Source organism: Kluyvera genomosp. 2, from assembly GCF_036759865.1.
Lineage (GTDB): Bacteria > Pseudomonadota > Gammaproteobacteria > Enterobacterales > Enterobacteriaceae > Kluyvera > Kluyvera ascorbata_B.
This window is the reverse complement of record NZ_JAPKIA010000005.1, coordinates 135145-153911: the sequence shown is the minus strand read 5'-3', so window position 1 is coordinate 153911 and position 18767 is coordinate 135145. Positions and strand designations below refer to the sequence as shown.

Here is an 18767-nt window from a genome sequence, read left to right as displayed (position 1 = left end):
ATCACTATGCGTGCAAACGGTGTGCAGATCCGCATTTGCGGAAAAGTACAGGGCGTGGGCTTCCGGCCCTTTGTGTGGCAGCTGGCGCAGCAGCGCGGCTGCCTGGGCGATGTCTGTAATGACGGCGCGGGCGTACTGCTGCGCCTGTACGGCGATGAAGTCGATTTTATCGCCGCGCTGTACCAGCACTGTCCGCCGCTTGCACGCATCGACAGTACCCAGGTCGAGCCCTTTGCGTGGCCGACCTTACCCAGCGAATTTACTATCCGTCAGAGCGGCGCGGGGGCGATGAACACGCAAATCGTGCCGGATGCCGCAACCTGTCCAGCCTGTCTGGCGGAAATGAACGACCCGCAGCAGCGGCGCTACCGCTATCCGTTTATTAACTGCACCCACTGCGGGCCGCGCTTTACCATTATCAACGCCATGCCATATGACCGACCTTTCACGGTGATGGCGGCGTTTCCGCTTTGCCCGCAGTGCGCGGCGGAGTATCGCAACCCTTACGATCGGCGCTTTCACGCCCAGCCGGTGGCCTGCGCGGAATGCGGGCCTTGGCTGACGTGGCACAGCGGCGACCAGCGCGAGCAGAAAGAGGCCGCGCTGACCGCCGCCATCGCGCTGCTGAAGGCCGGCGGCATCGTGGCGGTAAAGGGCATTGGCGGTTTTCATCTGGCTTGTGATGCCACAAACGCCGAGGCCGTAGCCCGACTGCGCAAACGAAAACGTCGCCTGGCGAAACCGCTGGCGGTGATGCTAGCAAACGCCGATGCGCTGCCGATGGATGCCCGCTCGCTGCTGCAAACGCCCGCCGCGCCGATTGTGCTGGTCGATAAAGCCCGCGTGGCGCAGCTTTGCGAGGCCATTGCGCCAGCGCTTGCCGAGGTGGGGGTGATGCTGCCCGCCAACCCACTTCAGCACCTGCTGATACAGGGCGCGGATCGCCCGCTGGTGATGACCTCCGGCAATCTGAGCGGCAAACCACCGGCGCTGAGTAACGCGCAGGCGCTGGCGGATCTGGCGGACATTGCCGACGGTTTTCTGCTGCACAACCGCGATATCGTGCAGCGTATGGATGACTCCGTGGTGCGTCAGAGCGGCGAAATGCTGCGCCGTTCACGTGGCTTTGTGCCGGACGCGCTGCCGCTGCCGCCGGGCTTTCGCGACGTGCCGCCCATGCTGTGTCTTGGCGCAGACATGAAAAATACTTTCTGCCTGGTGCGCGGTGACCAGGCGGTGGTGAGCCAGCACTTTGGCGATCTGACAGACGACGGCGTAGAAAGCCAGTGGCGGCAGGCGCTGGGCCTGATGCAGGCCATCTATGATTTTACGCCGCAGGCGGTTGTGGCTGACGCGCATGATGGCTACCGCTCGTCACACTGGGCCGAACACAGCCCGCTACCGGTACAGCGCGTGTTGCATCATCACGCGCATATTGCCGCCTGCCTGGCGGAGCACGACTGGCCGCTTGACGGCGGAGAAGTGATTGCGATGGCGCTCGATGGCATCGGCATGGGGGAAAACGGCGCGCTGTGGGGCGGCGAGTGCCTGCGCGTGAGCTACCGGGAATGCGAACATCTCGGCGGTCTGCCGCCGGTAGCGCTGCCGGGGGGCGATCTGGCGGCGAAGCAGCCGTGGCGTAACCTGCTGGCTCAATGCCTGGCGTTTGTGCCTGACTGGTTGTCTTTCAGCGAAACCCGGACTTTACAGCAACAAAACTGGCCGCTGCTGAAGCAGGCTATGGCGCGCGGGATCAATAGCCCGCAGGCCTCTTCCTGTGGCCGACTGTTTGACGCCGTGGCCTGCGCGCTGGGCTGTGCACCGCAGACGCTGAGCTATGAAGGCGAAGCAGCATGCCGGCTTGAAGCGCTGGCCGCGGTCTGTGACGGCATTCGCCACCCGGTCACGATGCCGGTACGCGAGCGCTATCTCGATCTTGCGTCGTTCTGGGAAACCTGGCTGCGCTGGCAGGCGACGCCTGCACAAAAAGCGTGGGCCTTTCACGACGCGCTGGCGCAGGGCATCGCCGAGCTGATGCGCCATCACGCGCGGCAGGCAGGCGTCTCCACTCTGGCCTTCGGTGGCGGTGTGCTGCACAACGCGCTGCTGCGTGCGCGGCTGATGCACTATTTACACGATTTCACTTTGCTTTTTCCGAAGCGGTTACCCGCCGGGGACGGAGCAATTTCATACGGACAGGCCGTGATTGCGGCGGCTCGTCATCTGATTTAAAGGAGTAATTCATGTTGTGGAATGTTCTTCGTCAACAGCCGCGTGCGTCGCTGCTGGTGCTGGCTTTGGTGATGGCGAACTTACTGGCCTGGGGTTGGGCATGGCAAGCATTTGGTCATAACGGCGCGCTGATGGCCGCCAGCCTGCTGGCGTGGGGCTACGGTCTGCGCCATGCGGTCGATGCGGACCATATTGCGGCCATTGATAACGTCACCCGCAAAATGATGCAGCAGGGCAAACGTCCGTTTGGCGTCGGCGCCTGGTTCTCGCTGGGGCACTCCTCGATTGTGGTGTTAGCGTCAGTGGCGATTGCCGCGACGGCGACGGCCTTCCAGCATAAGATGGGCTGGTTCCACGACACCGGCAGCATTATTGGTACCGCCGTATCCGCCGTGTTCCTGCTGGCGATGGCGCTGGTGAACCTGGTGATTTTGCGCGGCGTGTGGCGCAGCTTCCAGGCGCTGAAGAAAGGGGAATCGGTTTCCGCTGACGCACCGATCTCCGGTGGGTTGATGAACGCGCTATTCAGCCGTACCTTCCGGCTGATTGGCAAAAGCTGGCATATGTACCTGGTCGGCTTCCTGTTTGGCCTGGGCTTTGATACAGCGACCGAAATTGGCGTACTGGGTATCTCTGCCGCCAGCGCCTCCAGCGGGATGTCGATGTGGTCGATTATGGTATTCCCGGCACTGTTTGCCAGCGGTATGGCGCTGGTGGATACGCTGGATAATATTCTGATGGTCGGCGCCTATGGTTGGGCCTTCAATAAGCCGCAGCGTAAGCTTTACTACAATATGACCATTACCGGTGCTTCTGTGGTGGTGGCGCTGTTTATTGGCGGGCTGGAAGCGCTGGGGCTGATTATGGATAAGTTCGGGCTGACCGGCGGCCTGTGGAATGACGTTGCCGTGCTGAGCGATAACCTCGGTAATGCGGGGTTTGTGGTGATTGGGCTGTTCGCTCTGTGCTGGCTGGTGTCGATGGTGAACTATCGCTGGCGTAATTATGACGCGCTGGTGGTGCGGTAGGCCGGATAAGGCGTTTACGCCGCTATCCGGCAAGCTGCTCGTGCTTAGCTGGCGAGCAGCTTCAACAACCCAAACGCTTCCTTCATTCTCTCTTCACTGACCACGAACGCTCGTAATTTTTGGTCGGCATCGTAGCCCTGCGCCAGCATACCGTCGGCGCGGGTTTCGATCTGCCAGTTCAAATCCTGACGGCGGGTTTCACCGGCCAGATGCAGCGGCAGATCCGGCGTTTTCACCTTCACCAACATGTTTGGCAGCTTCAGCTCCCCGGACTGACCGAGCAGGTTTTTCGCCAGGCACATGGCGCTCATTAAAATCGGCTGCAGGAATGGCATTACCGCCCCGTTAATCTCGGCGCAGTCGCCCAGCGCGTAGATATCCGGATTGCTGGTGCGCAGCGTACCGTCGACCTTCACGCCGCGGTTAATCTCCAGACCCGCCATGCGGGCCAGCGCCGTTTCCGGGCGCAGGCCGGCGGCGGCCACAACGGCATCGACTTCAATGTGGCGATCGCGATCGAAGCTGGCACGAATGCCGGTGGCGGTTTGTTCCAGCGACTGTAGCTGGGTTTTCAGCAGCAGATGGATCCCCATGTCGGTCAGGCGATGCTGCAGGCGGCTGCTGACTTCCGGCGGCATCAGCGACGCCAGAATGCTGGCTGAGCTGTCGACGACGGTAACGGCTTTACCGGCGCGGCAGAAATCCATCGCCAGCTCGCTGCCGATCAAACCGCCGCCAATAATCAGCACCCGTTGTGCATCGCGCAGGGTGCTCTGTGCGGCCCCGAACTCCTGCTGGCTGTTAAGGGTCAGCATCAGCTCTTTGCCCGGTACCGGCGGTACCATCGCCGAGGCGCCGGTGGCGAGGACCAGTTTATCGTACTGCCAGACCTGATTCTGGCTCTTCACCGTATGGGCCTCGGCATCAATTCCGGTCACCCAGGTCTGCGGAAACAGATTCAGGTTGTACTGCTCGGCAAACTCGCCGGCGGTTTGCAGCGTGAGGTCGGCGGCCGTTTGCCCCCGGCTGACCACGTGGCTCAGATCCGGTTTGTTGTACTCGTCGATGCTGTCGGCGGCGATGAGCGTCAGTCTGACGCTCGCATCCTGTTTACGGATGTTTTTCACCAGTTGGCGGGCGGCGAAGCCCGAGCCAACGATCACAATGCCATGAGTCATTTTGCCTCCGTTGCCAGTACGTCGAAGACGTCTTTGCCTAATGAACATTCCGGGCACAGGAAGTTATCCGGAACGTCGCTCCACGGGGTGCCAGGCTGGACGTCCTGATTCGGTTCGCCTTTGGCTGGGTCGTAGATCCACTGACACACGCTGCACTGCATGCTTGGGCCGAGGTCGGCAGCTGCTGCTGCGGCACAGGCGCACGCTTCTTTTGCGCTGGTGGAAGCGGCGGTCATTTCCGGCAGCGGACCCAGCGCCCATTGACGGGCGATTTCACGACCGTGCTGGCGGCACAGCTCCAGCGCATCCTGGTCCGGTCGCCATTTCGCCTTCAGGCTCAGCGACATCTCGAAACCGGCATCCTGCAAACGGGTGGACAGACGGTCGACCGCACCACCGCTCCAGCCGTGAGACCCAAAGGCGCTGGCGCGTTTGTTACGGAAGCGCAGACCGGTCATCTCTTCCACCAGGCCGGCAATTTTCGGCATCATCACGTTGTTCATGGTGGAGGTGCCGACCAGAACCCCTTTAGAACGGAAAACGTTGGTCAGAATTTCATTTTTATCACTGCGGGCGACGTTAAAGATTTTTACCGCCACGTTCGGGTCGACTTCGTTGATCCCTTGGGCAATCGCATCCGCCATCATGCGGGTGTTATTGGACATGGTGTCATAGAAGATGGTGATGCGGTCTTCCTGATAATCCGCCGCCCATTTCAGGTACAGCTCAACGATCTGCGTCGGGTTGTCGCGCCATACCACGCCGTGGGAGGTGGCAATCATATCGACCGGCAGGTTGAAGCCGAGGATCTCGGTGATTTTTGGCGTCACCAGACGGCTGAACGGCGTCAGGATATTGGCGTAGTAGCGCTGGCACTGTTCGAACAGCTCGGTCTGGTCAACTTCGTCGTTGAACAGGCGTTCGTCGCAGTAGTGCTGGCCGAAGGCGTCGTTACTGAACAGCACGGCGTCGCCGGTCATGTAGGTCATCATGCTGTCCGGCCAGTGCAGCATCGGGGTTTCGACGAAGATCAGCTGTTTACCGTTGCCGATGTCCAGGCTGTCACCGGTTTTGACCACGTTGAAGTTCCATTCCGGATGATGGTGGTGACCGTTGATGGAGTCAATGGCGTTGGCGGTGCAGTAAATGGGGGTGTCCGGGATTTGCGACATCAGCTCGGTCAGCGCACCGGCGTGGTCCTCTTCCGCGTGGTTAATAATGATGTAGTCGATATCGGCAAGGTCGATTTCGCTGCGCAGGTTCTGGACGAATTCACGGCTGAATTTATGGTCAACGGTATCGATCAGGACGTTTTTGCCTTCGCGAATCAGGTAGCTGTTGTAGCTGCTGCCGCGCAGCGTTTTGTATTCCGTCCCGTGGAAATCGCGCACTTCCCAGTCACGTTGGCCAACCCAATGAATGTTATTTTTAACCAGAATAGACATAGCAACCTCAATTAATTCAGCGTTTTTCAAAAAAGATGTATTGCTAATTGCAGGTTGCGTGCCAACTTTTTAATTCATTGATTTTTATGGTTTAATTTATTTATACCTCTTTTTTGTTAGTCAAAATGACTATGCATTAAATTGTCAATATGACATGATGCATGGTCAAAATGACAGTGAGGTAGCGATGAGTTTTTCCGTTGACGTACTGGCCGGTATTGCCATTGAACTGCAGCGCGGTGTTGGCCATCAGGATCGCTTCCAGCGGCTGATTACCACGCTGCGCCAGGTGCTGGAGTGCGATGCATCGGCGCTGCTGCGCTATGAAGCGCGGCAGTTTATTCCTCTGGCCATTGATGGCCTGGCCAAAGATGTGCTGGGCAGGCGCTTTACGCTGGAGGGCCACCCGCGGTTAGAGGCGATTGCTCGTGCGGGGGACGTCGTGCGTTTCCCGGCGGACAGCTCGCTGCCCGATCCCTACGACGGGCTGATTCCCGGCCAGGAGAGCCTCAAAGTGCACGCCTGCGTTGGTCTGCCGCTATTTGCCGGGCAGAACCTGATTGGTGCGCTGACGCTCGACGGTATGTCACCGGATCAGTTCGACATCTTCAGCGATGAAGAGCTCAGGCTGATTGCTGCGCTGGCGGCCGGTGCGCTGAGTAACGCGCTGCTGATTGAACAGCTCGAAAGCCAGAACATGTTACCGGGTACGCCGGGCGATTTTGAGCAGGTAAAAGAGACGCAGATGATTGGCCTGTCGCCGGGCATGATGCAGCTCAAAAAAGAGATTGAGATTGTTGCTGCCTCTGATCTTAACGTGCTGATCAGCGGTGAGACCGGCACCGGGAAGGAGCTGGTAGCGAAAGCGATTCATGAAGGTTCACCGCGCGCGGTCAGCCCACTGGTGTACCTTAACTGCGCCGCGCTGCCGGAGAGCGTGGCCGAAAGCGAGCTGTTTGGCCATGTGAAAGGCGCGTTTACCGGCGCCATCAGCAACCGCAGCGGCAAGTTTGAAATGGCCGATAACGGCACGCTGTTTTTAGATGAAATTGGCGAGCTGTCGCTGGCGCTACAGGCCAAGCTGCTGCGCGTGTTGCAGTATGGCGATATTCAACGAGTGGGCGATGACCGAAGCCTGCGGGTTGACGTGCGCGTGCTGGCGGCGACCAACCGCGATCTGCGTGAAGAGGTGCTGGCCGGTCACTTCCGCGCCGACCTGTTCCATCGTTTGAGCGTGTTTCCGCTTTCCGTACCGCCGCTGCGCGAGCGTGGCGACGATGTGCTGCTGCTGGCGGGCTATTTTTGCGAACAGTGCCGATTGCGGCTGGGCCTTTCCCGCGTAGTGTTGAGCGACGGAGCGCGTGCGCATCTGCAAAACTATGGTTGGCCAGGAAACGTACGCGAGCTGGAACATGCGGTACATCGCGCGGTGGTGCTGGCGCGGGCGACCCGCAGCAGCGGTGAAGTGGTGCTGGAGGCGCCGCATTTTGCCTTACAGGAAGGTGCGCATACGGCGGTTGTTGAAACAATGCCGGTTGCGCCAACGGTGCAAAACCTGCGCGATGCGACCGAGCATTTTCAGCGGCAGATGATTCGCCAGGCGCTGTCGGCGCATCAGAATAACTGGGCGGCCAGCGCCAGAGCGCTGGAGACAGACGTCGCCAACCTGCATCGGCTGGCGAAGCGTCTGGGCCTGAAGGATTAAAGGATCCCGGCCTGATAGAAGTTTTGCAGGTTAATCGCGCCGACCAGACGGTGTTCTTCGTCCACCACCGGGGCGGCGCTGATTTTCAGTTTCATCAGCTTTTCTTTGGCGTCGATCGCGCGCGCCTGGTCGTGAATCGTTACGCCGCCTTTGGTCATCGCCTCGTTGACGCTATCGGCCAGTGAACCGCCGCCCACCAGCCAGCGGCGCAGGTCGCCGTCGGTAAACACGCCGTGAACCTGCAAAACATCATCGCACACCGCCACCATCCCCATACCGGTGCGGCTCAGTTCAAGCATGGCGTCCATCACGCTGGCATGCACGTTGACCTGGGGAATATCAGCCTCTTTGCGCATCAGGTGGTGCACGCGATTAAGCAGACGCGCGCCGAGCGCGCCGGCCGGATGCGAGCGAGCAAAATCTTCTTCACTAAAGCCGCGCGCCTGCATAACGGCAATCGCCAGCGCATCGCCCATCATCAGGGTGTTGACGGTGCTGGACGTTGGCGCCAGGTGCATTGGACAGGCTTCGCGTTCGACGGAGATATCCAGCACCGCGTCGGCGGCCAGCGCCAGCGGTGAATTGGCTTTGCCGGTCATCGCCAGCAGCGTAACGGCTTTCTCTTTGAGGCGCGGAATAATGTAGTCGAGTTCTTTGGCGCTGCCGGAGTAGGAGATAAACAGCATGACGTCGCGACTTTCAACCATACCCAGGTCGCCGTGCAGTGCTTCTGCAGGGTGGACGAAGAAAGCCGGGGTGCCGGTGCTGGCAAAGGTGGCGGCCAGCTTTTTGCCAATATGGCCGGATTTGCCCATTCCGGAAACGATCAGTTTGCCCTGGCAGCCGAGAATGGCTTTTGCCGCCTGAACAAAGGTATCGTCGAGGCGATCGGGCAGGCGGCTGGCTTCCTGTAGTTCCAGTAACAGGGCCTTACGCCCGGCGTCTAACAAAAAATCACTCATGACTTTCTCCGATAATTAGCGCGTACACGGTCCGTTTTGCGCGGCGATGATAAAACATTCCGGCCGTTGAGATCATCGATTGCATCATGATTGTTCGACGGCGGCGATTTTTTTCCCCGCCGGATGCGAAGGCGCTTCCTTGCAGCGCGGCGGATGCTTTACCATATTTAACTCTTGCTGATATTGTTAAATGGAAGTCCCATGTTGAAGCGTCGCGTTCTGGCTTTACTCCCCCTGTGTGTCCTGCTCGCTGCCTGTAGCAGCAAACCGAAAACGGCTGAATCACCGGCACAAACCTCCGGCGGTTTCCTTCTTGAACCCCAGCATAATGCCATGATGCCGAGCGGCGACTTTGCCAATAATCCGGCGGCGGAGCAGTTCATCGACAAGATGGTGAGCAAGCACGGCTTTGACCGACAGCAGCTGCACGAAATTCTCTCTCAGGCGAAACGTCTGGACTATGTTCTGCGCCTGATGGACCGACAGGCGCCGACCGGTCTGCCGCCGACCGGGCCGAACGGTGCGTGGTTGCGCTATCGCAAACAGTTTATTACCCCGGATAACGTGCAGAACGGCGTGGCGTTCTGGAACCAGTATCAAGGCGCGTTACAGCGCGCGCAGCAGGTGTACGGCGTGCCGCCTGAGATCATCGTCGGTATCATTGGCGTTGAAACCCGCTGGGGCCGTGTAATGGGTAAAACCCGCATTCTTGATGCGCTGGCGACGCTCTCCTTCAACTACCCGCGCCGCGCGGCGTACTTCTCCGGCGAGCTGGAAACCTTCCTGCTGATGGCGCGTGATGAACAAGACGATCCGCTGGATCTGAAAGGCTCGTTCGCTGGTGCGATGGGCTACGGACAGTTTATGCCGTCGTCCTATAAGGAGTTCGCCGTCGACTTCAACGGTGATGGCCATATCAACCTGTGGGACCCTGAAGATGCCATCGGTAGCGTGGCAAACTACTTCAAGCAGCATGGCTGGGTGAGCGGCGATGCGGTGGCCGTACAGGCGATGGGTCAGGCGCCGGGCCTGGACAACGGCTTTAAAACCAAATACAGCGTATCGCAGCTGGCGGCGGCTGGCCTGACGCCGATGCAGCCTTTAGGTAACCACCAGCAGGCCAGCCTGCTGCGGTTGGATATCGGTACTGGCTATCAGTACTGGTACGGCTTACCGAACTTCTACACCATCACGCGCTATAACCACAGCACCCACTACGCTATGGCGGTGTGGCAGCTAGGCCTGGCGGTGTCTCAGGCTCGCGCGCAGTAATCTTTCCTCTCCTGCACCTCTCCGTCCGGAGAGGTGTCAGTTACATCTTGCATCATTTCCAGCCGTTTACATCGTAGCGCTCATTCTATATTGTTATGTTATAACATCAAATTATGAGGCGAAGATTTTGACTCCTGTTTTTATGGCTTCCGCCGGCGTGCGGCTTTGGCTGGCGGGGATGCTGCTGGCTGCGCTGTGGCTGGCGGTATGGTGGGCGGTCGCGCTGCCATGATTGAACTCGATAACCTCGTTGTCGGCTATGAAGGGCGGGCGATTACGCCTGCTCTCAGCGGCATGATTCACAAGGGCAGCATGACGGCCATTGTCGGTCTGAACGGCTGCGGCAAATCTACCCTGTTAAAAACGCTGGCCGGATTTATTCCGCCGGTCAGCGGCGTTATGCGCTGGACGCCGTCGCGGCCAACGATCGGCTGGCTGGCGCAGCGTCACGCGCTGGAGTCGCAGTTCCCGCTGACGGTGATTGATGTCGTCAGCCAGGGAGCCTGGCCGCGGATTTCGCTGCTGCGCGGAATTGGCCGCGACGTACGGCGCCGCATCCAGGCCGCGCTGGCGCGGGTTGGGCTGGCGGCCATGGCCACCGCACCGATTGAGTCCCTCTCCGGCGGTCAGTTTCAGCGCATGCTGTTCGCCCGCGTACTGGTGCAACGCGCGCCGCTGGTCATGCTGGACGAGCCGTTTACCGGAATTGATGAAGCGACCACGTTTGATTTGATGGGGGTGATTGAGGAAATGCATCAGCAGGGGCAGACCGTGCTGGCGGTGCTGCACGATAACCAGCGGGTGGCTGATTACTTTCCGCAAACGCTGCTGCTGGCGGAAAACAACGCCTGCTGGGGGCATACCCATGATGTATTGCCCGCGTTTGAATCGGTGAGGCGCGCATGATCTGGCATACCTTTTTTCAACCCTTTATTGAGTTTGGCTTTATGCGCCGTGCGCTGGTGGTCTGCCTGGCGCTGTCGTTGAGTACCACCGTGCTCGGCGTTTTTCTGCTGCTAAGGCGCATGAGCTTAATGGGCGATGCGCTGTCGCATGCCATTCTGCCGGGCGTGGCGGTGGGGTATTTGGTGAACGGCATGTCGCTGCTGGCGATGACCGTCGGCGGTTTTATCGCCGGAATAGCGGTGGCGCTGATTGCCGGCTGGGCGAGCCGCCGAACGCCGTTAAAGGAGGACGCCAGTTTTGCCGGGTTCTATCTTGGCTCGCTGGCGCTGGGCGTCACGCTGGTCTCGCTGCGCGGTTCTAACGTCGACCTGCTGCACCTGCTTTTTGGCTCAATACTGGCGGTGGACAGCAACGCGGCCCTGTTTGTGGCGGGCGTTGCCAGCCTGACGCTTATCTGTATCGCGCTGTTTTATCGTGGGCTGGTGAGCGAAGCCTTTGACAGCGCCTGGCTACAGGTCAATGCACGCTGGCTGCCGATTGTGCTTCATGGGCTGTTCCTGGCGCTGCTGGTGCTTAACCTGGTCGCCGGTTTTCAGGTGCTCGGCACGCTGATGGCCGTGGGCGTGATGATGCTGCCTGCCGTGGCTGCACGCTGTTGGGCGCAAACGCTGCCGGGGATTTTACTGCTGGCGGCGCTGATGGGCAGCGTCTGTGCGTGGATGGGATTGAGCCTGTCGTGGGCGGCTAATCTCCCCGCTGGACCGTCGATTGTGCTGACCGCCAGCGGCGTTTTTTTGGTTTCGGTATTTTTTGGCAAGCGTAGTCGGCTGACCGTCAGCTGGCGAAATTGAAGACGATAAGGGGAAAACATGAAGCGTATTGGGGTGATTCTGGCGCTGGCGCTCGGGATAACGGCGCAGGGGGTAATGGCGAAAACGCTGAACGTGGTCAGCAGTTTTTCCGTGCTGGGTGATATGGTGCAGCAAATTGGCGGCGAGCACGTACATGTCGACACGCTGGTTGGTCCGGACGGCGACCCGCATACCTTTGAGCCGTCGCCGAAAGACAGCTCGCTGCTCAGCAAGGCGGATGTGGTGGTGGTGAACGGGCTGGGGCTCGAGGGGTGGATCGACCGGTTAATTAAAGCCTCTGGCTTTAAAGGGGAGCTGGTGGTTGCATCAACCGGCGTGAAGACGCACACGCTGGATGAGGATGGAAAAATAGTGACCGACCCGCATGCCTGGAACAGCGCGGCTAACGGCGCGCTGTATGCGCAAAACATCATGAACGGGTTGATCAAGGCCGACCCCCAGGATAGCGCGGCGTTAAAAGCCTCCGGCGAGCGTTATATCGGGCAACTGAACGAAGTGCATGATTGGGCGAAAAAACAGTTCGACGGCATTCCGCAGGCGAAACGTAAAGTCTTAACCAGCCACGATGCCTTCGGTTATTTCTCCCGCGCCTACGGCGTGACCTTCCTGGCTCCGCAGGGGCTGTCGTCGGAAAGCGAGGCCAGTGCGGCGCAGGTTGCGGCGCTGATTAAGCAGATTCAGGCCGACGGCGTGCACACCTGGTTTATGGAAAACCAGCTCGATCCGCGTCTGGTGCGACAGATTGCCACGGCCACGGGGTCGCAGCCGGGTGGCGAACTTTATCCCGAAGCGCTGTCAAAGCCCGGCGGCGTGGCAGACAGCTACGTGAAAATGTTGCGTCATAATGTCCAGTTGATTGCCGCCAGCATGCGCTAAATTTCTCGCCGTTTCGCCCCGACGTCGTCGGGGCGATGCAATTTCGGAATGCCCCTCGTAAAATCGCCACCCCATCCCCATATCTGTGCTGAAAGTGCTATCTTTGATGGCCTCTTTATCCGGCTTAAGCGGAGCGACAATGACAGATTCAGAATTACTGCAGCTGAGCGAGCAGGTCGGCCTGGCGCTGAAAGCGCGCGGCGCGACGATGACCACCGCCGAGTCCTGCACCGGCGGCTGGATTGCCAAAACCATCACCGACGTAGCGGGCAGTTCCGCATGGTTTGAACGCGGTTTTGTCACCTACAGCAATGAGGCTAAATCGCAGATGATCGGCGTGCGGGAAGTGACGCTGGAACAGAACGGTGCGGTTAGCGAGCCCGTGGTCGTCGAAATGGCAATTGGCGCGCTGCGCGCGGCACGAGCAGACTTTGCGGTCTCGGTTAGCGGCATTGCCGGGCCGGACGGCGGCAGCGCGGAAAAACCGGTAGGCACCGTGTGGTTTGGCGTTGCCAGCGCCAGCGGGCAGGGGGTGACCCAGTGTGAATGTTTCTCCGGCGACCGTGAATCAGTGCGCCGACAGGCGACGGCTTTCGCGCTAAAACTCCTCTGGCAACAATTTCTACAAAATACTTGATACTGTATGACCATACAGTATAATTGCCTCAACAGAACAGAATTCACTATCCGGTTTCATCCGGTATGACAGGAGTAATAATGGCTATCGACGAAAACAAACAGAAAGCGTTGGCGGCAGCGCTGGGCCAGATCGAAAAGCAATTCGGTAAAGGCTCCATCATGCGTCTGGGTGAAGACCGTACCATGGATGTGGAAACCATCTCCACCGGTTCGCTGTCACTGGATATCGCGCTGGGCGCAGGCGGCCTGCCAATGGGCCGTATCGTCGAAATCTACGGGCCTGAATCCTCCGGTAAAACGACCCTGACGCTGCAGGTTATCGCCGCAGCGCAGCGTGAAGGTAAAACCTGTGCGTTCATCGATGCTGAACACGCGCTGGACCCGGTTTATGCGCGCAAGCTGGGCGTCGATATCGACAACCTGCTGTGCTCCCAGCCGGATACCGGCGAACAGGCGCTGGAAATCTGTGACGCGCTGGCACGTTCCGGTGCAGTAGACGTTATCGTGGTCGACTCCGTCGCGGCGCTGACGCCGAAAGCGGAAATCGAAGGCGAAATCGGCGACTCTCACATGGGCCTTGCGGCACGTATGATGAGCCAGGCGATGCGTAAGCTGGCGGGTAACCTGAAACAGTCCAACACCCTGCTGATCTTCATCAACCAGATCCGTATGAAAATCGGCGTGATGTTCGGTAACCCGGAAACCACGACCGGCGGTAATGCGCTGAAGTTCTACGCCTCCGTTCGTCTGGACATCCGTCGTATCGGCGCGGTGAAAGAGGGCGACAACGTTGTCGGCAGCGAAACCCGCGTGAAGGTTGTGAAGAACAAAATTGCGGCGCCGTTCAAACAGGCTGAATTCCAGATCCTCTATGGCGAAGGCATCAACTTCTTCGGCGAACTGGTCGATCTCGGCGTGAAAGAGAAGCTGATTGAAAAAGCAGGTGCCTGGTATAGCTACAACGGCGATAAAATCGGTCAGGGCAAAGCGAACGCGATCTCCTGGCTGAAAGAGAACCCGGCTGCGGCGAAAGAAATTGAGAAGAAGGTACGCGAACTGCTGCTCAATAACCAGGACGATAAACCTGACTTCGTTGTTGATAACAACAACGTTGAAGAAACCAACGAAGACTTCTGATAACCTCAGAACGAAGACGAAGGGCTGCTGATGCAGCCCTTTTTGCATTTATCACAATGGCAGAAAAACGATGACCGAAAACTCACCGCGCCGCTCCGCCTATGCCCGTCTGCTGGACCGCGCAATCCGCATTCTGGCGATGCGTGACCACAGTGAGCAGGAGCTGCGGCGCAAGCTGACCGCTCCGGTGATGACCAAAAATGGCCCGGAAGCCGTTGACGCGCCGCCGGAAGATGTTGAAAAGGTGATTGCCTGGTGCTTTGAAAACCGCTATCTGGACGATCTCCGGTTTGTGCGGCAGTTTCTCGCCAGCCGTAGCCGTAAAGGCTATGGCCCGGCGCGCATTCGCCAGGAGCTGGGGCAAAAAGGGATAAACCGTCACGATATCGAACAGGCGATGCGGGAATGCGAGATCGACTGGGGGATGCTTGCGCGCGAACAGGCGCAGCGAAAATACGGCGATCCGTTGCCGACGCTGTTTGCCGAGAAGGTTAAAATCCAGCGTTTTTTGCTCTACCGCGGCTACCTTATGGAAGATATCCAGGAAATATGGCGAAATTTTGCTGATTGACCGCACTCGGGATTTTACTTCCCTTTAAAGAAAACTTATCTTATTCCCACTTTTTCCGTTTGGATGCGGGTTGCTTTTACGGTGGCCCGCGTCTGCGACGAATATTCCTTAAATACACGAAATCATTCAAGCCGCATCAAGGCGGCAAGTGAGTGAATCCCCAGGAGCGTACATAAGTACGTGACTGGGGTGAACGAGCGCAGCCAACGAAGAGGCGGTTTGAAGGATGAAGTGTAGCTTGATTTCAGGATAATTATGAGCAAGAGCACCGCTGAGATCCGTCAGGCGTTTCTCGACTTTTTCCATAGTAAAGGCCATCAGGTAGTTGCCAGCAGCTCCCTTGTGCCGAATAACGACCCCACTCTGTTGTTTACCAACGCCGGGATGAACCAGTTCAAGGACGTGTTCCTCGGTCTCGACAAACGTAATTATTCGCGCGCGACCACCGCGCAGCGTTGCGTGCGTGCGGGCGGTAAACATAATGACCTGGAAAACGTCGGCTACACCGCACGTCACCACACCTTCTTCGAAATGCTGGGTAACTTCAGCTTCGGCGACTACTTCAAACACGATGCTATCCAGTACGCCTGGGAGCTGCTGACCGGTGAAAACTGGTTTGCGCTGCCGAAAGAGCGCCTGTGGGTTACCGTGTATGAGAGCGATGACGAAGCTTACGAAATCTGGGAAAAAGAAGTCGGTATTCCGCGTGAGCGCATTATTCGCATCGGCGACAACAAAGGCGCGCCGTATGCATCCGATAACTTCTGGCAGATGGGTGACACCGGTCCTTGCGGTCCGTGCACCGAGATTTTCTACGACCACGGTGACCACATCTGGGGTGGGCCTCCGGGATCCGCAGAAGAAGACGGCGACCGCTATATCGAAATCTGGAACATCGTCTTCATGCAGTTCAACCGTCAGGCTGACGGCACCATGGAACCGCTGCCGAAGCCGTCCGTGGACACCGGTATGGGTCTGGAGCGTATAACTGCCGTTCTGCAGCACGTGAACTCCAACTACGAAATCGACCTGTTCCGCACCTTGATTGATGCCGTGGCTAAAGTCACTGGCGCAACCGACCTGAGCAACAAGTCGCTGCGCGTCATCGCGGACCACATTCGTTCCTGTGCGTTCCTGATTGCCGATGGCGTGATGCCGTCCAACGAAAGCCGTGGTTATGTGCTGCGTCGTATCATTCGTCGCGCAATCCGCCACGGCAACATGCTGGGCGCGAAAGACACCTTCTTCTACAAGCTGGTTGGCCCGCTGGTGGACGTGATGGGTGCCGCAGGCGAAGAGCTGAAACGCCAGCAGGCGCAGGTTGAACAGGTTCTGAAAACCGAAGAAGAGCAGTTTGCTCGTACGCTGGAGCGCGGCCTGGCCCTGCTCGACGAAGAGCTGGCGAAGCTGACCGGCGATACGCTGGATGGCGAAACCGCTTTCCGCCTGTACGACACCTACGGTTTCCCGGTTGACCTGACGGCAGACGTTTGCCGTGAACGTAATATCAAGGTTGACGAAGCTGGCTTTGAAGCCGCAATGGAAGAACAGCGCCGTCGTGCGCGTGAATCCAGCGGTTTTGGCGCGGATTACAACGCCATGATCCGCGTTGACGGCGCATCTGAGTTTAAAGGCTACGACCATCTGGAACTGAACGGTAAAGTCACCGCCCTGTTCGTTGACGGTAAAGCGGTAGAGTCTATTACTGCGGGCCAGGAAGCCGTTGTCGTTCTGGACCAGACTCCGTTCTATGCGGAATCCGGCGGCCAGGTTGGCGACAAGGGTGAGCTGAAAGGCGCGGGCTTTAGCTTCGCCGTTAGCGATACCCAGAAATACGGTCAGGCTATTGGCCATCTTGGCAAGCTGGCGGCCGGCGCGCTGAAAGTAGGCGATGCCGTGCAGGCTGACGTGGATGACGCACGTCGTGCTCGCATCCGTCTGAACCACTCCGCTACGCACCTGATGCACGCGGCGCTGCGTCAGGTTCTGGGCACGCATGTGGCGCAGAAAGGCTCGTTGGTTAACGATAAAGTGCTGCGTTTCGACTTCTCCCACTTTGAAGCCATGAAGCCGGAAGAGATCCGCGCGGTTGAGGATCTGGTCAATGCCCAGATTCGTCGCAACCTGCCGATCGAAACCAATATCATGGATCTGGATGCGGCGAAAGCGAAGGGCGCAATGGCGCTGTTTGGTGAGAAATATGACGACCACGTGCGTGTATTGAGCATGGGCGACTTCTCTACCGAACTGTGTGGCGGTACCCACGCTTCTCGTACCGGTGATATCGGTCTGTTCCGCATTGTGTCGGAATCTGGCACAGCGGCAGGCGTGCGTCGTATTGAAGCCGTTACCGGTGAGGGTGCAATAGCCTCTCTGCATGCTGAAAGCGATCGCTTAAACGACATTGCTCAGCTGCTGAAAGGTGATAGCCACAACCTGACGGAGAAAGTACGTACTGTTATCGAACGTACCCGCCAGCTGGAAAAAGAGCTGCAGCAGCTGAAAGAGCAGGCCGCAGCCCAGGAAAGCGCGAATCTTTCCAGCAAAGCTGAGACGATTAACGGCGTTAATCTGCTGGTGAGCGAACTTGCCGGCGTTGAGCCGAAAATGCTGCGTACCATGGTCGACGATCTGAAGAACCAGCTGGGTTCGGCGGTTATCGTGCTGGCGACGGTTGCAGAAGGTAAGGTTTCTCTGATTGCGGGCGTGTCTAAGGACGTGACTGACCGTGTGAAAGCAGGGGAACTGATTGGTATGGTCGCTCAGCAGGTGGGCGGCAAAGGGGGCGGTCGTCCGGATATGGCGCAAGCTGGCGGTACCGACGCTGCGGCTCTCCCGGCTGCACTGGCCAGCGTGAAGGGCTGGGTAAGCGCTAAACTGTAATAACAATAAACGCATGCAGACGCCTTAACGTTATCTGTTCAGGCGTCTTGCATATGCGGTACTGATAACGATAAAGTCAGGTTGAAGTCATGTAAATCGGCTAGACTTACATTTAACAGAATGTGATGCCGTGACTGCTTACACATAAGGTGTTTGTCATCGCTGACCTTTTGGCGTTATATGATGGAGAATGCCGGGATACAGAGAGACCCGACTCATTTAATCTTTCAAGGAGCAAAGAATGCTGATTCTGACTCGTCGAGTTGGTGAGACCCTCATGATCGGAGATGAGGTCACTGTGACAGTTTTAGGAGTGAAGGGTAACCAGGTGCGCATCGGCGTAAATGCCCCGAAAGAAGTCTCTGTCCACCGTGAAGAGATCTACCAGCGTATCCAGGCTGAAAAATCCCAGCAGTCCAGTTACTAAGTTCTCGCGTCTCACCCAGCGGGTGAGACGCAACTCCCGCCGTTTTTCCCGTTTTATCTTCTGCGTCAGCCCTTTTTTCTTCTGTTCTCTCCCTTAGCGCCATTTTTTCGTATTGCCGTTTTGCGGCCGTAATCGCGTTTTATCTGTTGATAAAACGCCCGTTCTGCTTTTTTTAACGCCTGATTGTCTGTGAAATGTGCAAACGAAAAAAATCTGCGGAAAATTGTTTGACTTATAAGTCCCAGAAAGTAATATGTGCGCCACACAGCGACGATGAGCAGAAACAAGTTCTTCGAAGCACTCGCAAGAGGTGTTGTTGGTGAGGTGGCCGAGAGGCTGAAGGCGCTCCCCTGCTAAGGGAGTATGCGGTCAAAAGCTGCATCCGGGGTTCGAATCCCCGCCTCACCGCCATTTGCATCCGTAGCTCAGCTGGATAGAGTACTCGGCTACGAACCGAGCGGTCGGAGGTTCGAATCCTCCCGGATGCACCATCTTCTCTGAGATAACGCATTAGCGTTGTAACAGAAAACAGATAGCGCTTAGCAGCGGTATCGAATCTGCAGTAAAGTAAGTTTCCCGATGCATCCGTAGCTCAGCTGGATAGAGTACTCGGCTACGAACCGAGCGGTCGGAG

General features: G+C 58.0%; 15 protein-coding genes and 2 tRNA genes. 14 read left to right on the top strand and 3 right to left on the bottom strand.

What is annotated here, in order from left to right; genetic code table 11:
• The first annotated feature begins 6 nt into the window (after positions 1 to 6).
• On the top strand, positions 7 to 2232 hold the full coding sequence (gene hypF / locus V6942_RS07010; protein ID WP_333501029.1) for a carbamoyltransferase HypF: 2226 nt from the start codon (positions 7 to 9) through the stop codon (positions 2230 to 2232).
• Positions 2233 to 2243: 11 nt separating this feature from the next.
• On the top strand, positions 2244 to 3260 hold the full coding sequence (locus V6942_RS07005) for a HoxN/HupN/NixA family nickel/cobalt transporter (RefSeq protein WP_106928285.1): 1017 nt from the start codon (positions 2244 to 2246) through the stop codon (positions 3258 to 3260).
• A 44-nt stretch (positions 3261 to 3304) separates the two neighbouring features.
• Here the strand turns inward: V6942_RS07005 and norW are convergent, their stop codons facing one another.
• Together norW and norV are read right to left on the bottom strand one after the other, a co-directional pair.
• Positions 3305 to 4438 carry an NADH:flavorubredoxin reductase NorW gene (gene norW / locus V6942_RS07000; protein WP_333501028.1) on the bottom strand — a complete coding sequence of 378 codons (1134 nt, stop codon included), beginning with the start codon at positions 4436 to 4438 and terminating at the stop codon, positions 3305 to 3307.
• Positions 4435 to 5883, bottom strand: coding sequence for an anaerobic nitric oxide reductase flavorubredoxin (gene norV / locus V6942_RS06995; protein WP_333501027.1), 1449 nt, complete (start codon positions 5881 to 5883; stop codon positions 4435 to 4437). Before norV ends, norW begins: the two co-directional genes overlap by 4 nt.
• Positions 5884 to 6070: 187 nt before the next feature.
• Here norV and norR point away from each other — a divergent pair, with 187 nt between their 5' ends.
• Entirely contained in the window at positions 6071 to 7588 is a 1518-nt protein-coding gene (gene norR, locus V6942_RS06990; protein ID WP_333501026.1) for a nitric oxide reductase transcriptional regulator NorR, read from the top strand.
• On the opposite strand, the gene gutQ is transcribed toward norR, so the two are convergent.
• Positions 7585 to 8550: an arabinose-5-phosphate isomerase GutQ gene (gene gutQ / locus V6942_RS06985; protein ID WP_106928293.1), complete on the bottom strand. Its 966-nt coding sequence runs from the start codon at positions 8548 to 8550 to the stop codon at positions 7585 to 7587. The genes norR and gutQ overlap by 4 nt on opposite strands.
• 201 nt (positions 8551 to 8751) lie before the next feature.
• Between gutQ and mltB the strand changes: the two genes are divergently transcribed.
• From mltB to V6942_RS06930, 11 genes are all read left to right on the top strand, one after another.
• Positions 8752 to 9822 carry a lytic murein transglycosylase B gene (gene mltB / locus V6942_RS06980; RefSeq protein WP_106928295.1) on the top strand — a complete coding sequence of 357 codons (1071 nt, stop codon included), beginning with the start codon at positions 8752 to 8754 and terminating at the stop codon, positions 9820 to 9822.
• Between the two features lie 207 nt (positions 9823 to 10029).
• Positions 10030 to 10728, top strand: coding sequence for a metal ABC transporter ATP-binding protein (locus V6942_RS06975; protein WP_420107838.1), 699 nt, complete (start codon positions 10030 to 10032; stop codon positions 10726 to 10728).
• The gene (locus V6942_RS06970; protein WP_106928299.1) at positions 10725 to 11579 is read left to right on the top strand and encodes a metal ABC transporter permease; all 855 of its coding nucleotides are present in this window, start codon (positions 10725 to 10727) and stop codon (positions 11577 to 11579) included. The genes V6942_RS06975 and V6942_RS06970 overlap by 4 nt, the downstream gene beginning before the upstream one ends.
• Before the next feature lie 18 nt (positions 11580 to 11597).
• On the top strand, positions 11598 to 12476 hold the full coding sequence (locus V6942_RS06965; RefSeq protein ID WP_333501024.1) for a metal ABC transporter substrate-binding protein: 879 nt from the start codon (positions 11598 to 11600) through the stop codon (positions 12474 to 12476).
• A 139-nt stretch (positions 12477 to 12615) separates the two neighbouring features.
• Positions 12616 to 13113: a nicotinamide-nucleotide amidase gene (pncC, locus tag V6942_RS06960; protein ID WP_106928303.1), complete on the top strand. Its 498-nt coding sequence runs from the start codon at positions 12616 to 12618 to the stop codon at positions 13111 to 13113.
• Between the two features lie 80 nt (positions 13114 to 13193).
• On the top strand, positions 13194 to 14252 hold the full coding sequence (gene recA, locus V6942_RS06955) for a recombinase RecA (protein WP_182930144.1): 1059 nt from the start codon (positions 13194 to 13196) through the stop codon (positions 14250 to 14252).
• Positions 14253 to 14322: 70 nt separating this feature from the next.
• Positions 14323 to 14823 carry a recombination regulator RecX gene (gene recX / locus V6942_RS06950; RefSeq protein WP_106928307.1) on the top strand — a complete coding sequence of 167 codons (501 nt, stop codon included), beginning with the start codon at positions 14323 to 14325 and terminating at the stop codon, positions 14821 to 14823.
• A 255-nt stretch (positions 14824 to 15078) separates the two neighbouring features.
• The gene (gene alaS / locus V6942_RS06945) at positions 15079 to 17706 is read left to right on the top strand and encodes an alanine--tRNA ligase (protein ID WP_333501023.1); all 2628 of its coding nucleotides are present in this window, start codon (positions 15079 to 15081) and stop codon (positions 17704 to 17706) included.
• 241 nt (positions 17707 to 17947) lie between these two features.
• Positions 17948 to 18133, top strand: coding sequence for a carbon storage regulator CsrA (gene csrA / locus V6942_RS06940; RefSeq protein WP_000906486.1), 186 nt, complete (start codon positions 17948 to 17950; stop codon positions 18131 to 18133).
• Between the two features lie 318 nt (positions 18134 to 18451).
• Positions 18452 to 18544, top strand: a tRNA-Ser gene (locus tag V6942_RS06935).
• A gap of 3 nt (positions 18545 to 18547) precedes the next feature.
• Positions 18548 to 18624 (top strand) — tRNA-Arg (locus V6942_RS06930).
• Positions 18625 to 18767: the final 143 nt, after the last annotated feature.